The sequence below is a fragment of the Marixanthomonas spongiae genome, assembly GCF_003095375.1.
GTDB classification, from domain to species: domain Bacteria; phylum Bacteroidota; class Bacteroidia; order Flavobacteriales; family Flavobacteriaceae; genus Marixanthomonas; species Marixanthomonas spongiae.
The window spans coordinates 1-1,336 of the sequence record NZ_QEHR01000028.1 but is presented as its reverse complement, the minus strand read 5'-3'; the positions used below and the strand labels follow the sequence as shown (position 1 = coordinate 1,336).

At 42.1% G+C, this 1,336-nt stretch carries 1 protein-coding gene; it reads left to right on the top strand.

Annotated features, from left to right (window positions below; all coding sequences use genetic code 11):
- Positions 1-88 precede the first annotated feature (88 nt).
- A complete protein-coding gene (locus DDV96_RS15735) occupies positions 89-1,285 on the top strand; it encodes an IS256 family transposase (protein ID WP_116695735.1) in 1,197 nt (398 codons plus the stop codon).
- The last annotated feature ends 51 nt before the right edge of the window (positions 1,286-1,336 follow it).

The following is a 1,336-nucleotide window of genomic DNA, read 5'->3' as shown; positions in this document are numbered from 1 at the left end:
GGGACTATCTCATAAAGTGTGTAAGTTAAAAAAATAGCGGGGGCCGGCCCCCGCTATTTTTTTGTTTAATTTTAAATATTTACACATTATGAAGAAAGACGATTTAATTTCAGATGATTTTCTGAAGCAATTCAAATCCCACGAAGAGCTTACGAGCTTTTTGAAACAGATTCAAAAACGTGGGATTGAAAAGATGCTCGAAGGTGAGCTCGATGGCCACTTGGATTACGACAAGCATCAAAAATCCACAGGTAACAATGTTCGCAACGGGCACTCCAAGAAGAAAATCAAAACATCCTTTGGCGAATCCGAGATTACTGTTCCCAGAGATCGGGATGCCTCGTTCAATCCTATGATAGTACCTAAGCGGGGCAATATGGTCGATGGTATCGAAAACGTAATTGTGTCCCTCTATGCCAAAGGAATGAGCAACAGCGATATTGAGGAGCAGATTCGTGAAGTCTATGGTTTTGACGTGTCTACCTCGACCATATCAAGGATTACAGAAAAGATATCTGGAGATATAGTTGCTTGGCAGAACCGTCCATTGGAACCCGTATATCTCATTGTCTGGATGGACGGTATAGTCTTCAAGGTACGGGAGAATTCAAAGGTTATCAACAAGACCATTTATATTGCCGTCGGCCTGCGTCGTGACGGCAAAAAAGAAGTTTTGGGCCTATGGCTTGGAAAGAACGAATCGGCGGCCTTCTGGATGAGCGTAATGACTGACATCAGGGCCCGCGGCACAGAGGACATCCTAATTACGGCGACCGATAACCTCAATGGTTTTACCGATACCATCCGCAACGTGTTTCCAGAGTCCAAGACTCAGATATGCGTGGTCCACCAAATCCGAAATGCTTGCAGGTATGTCGTATGGAAGGATAAAAAAGCCTTTACTGCAGATATGAAGCATATATACAATGCTCCCAATCAAGAAGCCGCCAAAATGGCCTTGGAGGATTTTGCCCAAAAATGGAACGATAAATATTCCTATGCCATCAAAAGCTGGCGCGATAACTGGGAAGACCTTACGGTGTTTTATGAGTTCCCTGTGGAAATTAGGAAGATTATTTACACCACAAATCTCATCGAGAATCTAAATGGGAAGATAAGAAAGTATACCAAGAACAAACTTTCTTTTCCAACAGACGATGCTGTAATGAAATCTGTATATTTGGCAGTACGTGAAGCAACTAAAAAATGGACAATGCCTATAAGGAACTGGGGCATCATTTTAAATCAGTTCCTAACGATCTATGAAAAAAGGGTCAGACTTTAAAAAAGTCCAACCCCTGTTATTTTAAACTTACACACTTAGTGGGATAGTGTC

Bases quoted from the DNA above. Each gene is read 5' to 3' on its own strand.
- DDV96_RS15735 (WP_116695735.1), top strand. From the start codon at position 89: ATGAAGAAAGACGATTTAATTTCAGATGATTTTCTGAAGCAATTCAAA.